At 39.3% G+C, this 736-nt stretch carries 1 protein-coding gene; it reads right to left on the bottom strand.

From position 1 onward, the window contains the following. Positions 1-30 precede the first annotated feature (30 nt). Positions 31-736 (bottom strand): IS3 family transposase (locus M1F74_RS10060; RefSeq protein ID WP_247947028.1); only part of this gene is annotated, 706 nt, incomplete at its 5' end.

The following is a 736-nucleotide window of genomic DNA, read 5'->3' as shown; positions in this document are numbered from 1 at the left end:
TGTACTGACCCCAAAAAGTTAGACAAATAATTATTGAAAGGATTTAGTTCTGTACTGCACAGGACTAAGTCCTTTTAGTTTGACTTTAATTCTTTTATTGTTGTAGTAATTGATATAGTCTACAATGGCTTGTTCCAATTGCTTAAGCGACTGAAACGACTTCTCATAGCCGTAAAACATTTCGGATTTCAAAATGCCAAAGAAGGACTCCATCATCCCATTGTCTGGGCTGTTGCCCTTGCGGGACATAGATGCTTGAATTCCCTTACTCTCTAGGAACCGATGATAAGAATCGTGTTGGTATTGCCAGCCTTGATCGCTATGGAGAATTGTATTTTCGTAATGCTCCTCTGTGAATGCCTGTTCTAACATCGTTTGTACTTGTTCTAAATTAGGCGAACAAGAAAGATTAAAAGCAATAATTTCGCTGTTAAAGCCATCTAAAACTGGTGATAAGTAAAGCTTGCGAGCACTTGCTGGAATGGCAAATTCTGTCACATCTGTGTAGCACTTTTCCATCGGTTTGGCTGCTTCAAATTGGCGTTGAATAAGATTCTCTGCCTTCTTGCCAATCTCTCCTTGGTAGGAAGAATACTTCCGTTTCCGACGAATTCGAGCCACTAAACCAAGGACTTTCATCAGACGTTGGACTTTTTTATGATTGACCGAATAACCACGATTTCTTAGTTCTAAGTGAATCCGACGATAACCATAATTTCCTTTATGCTCACGATAA

Source organism: Streptococcus oralis (assembly GCF_023109315.1).
GTDB classification, from domain to species: Bacteria; Bacillota; Bacilli; order Lactobacillales; family Streptococcaceae; genus Streptococcus; species Streptococcus oralis_BS.
This window is presented reverse-complemented; position numbering and strand designations above follow the sequence as displayed.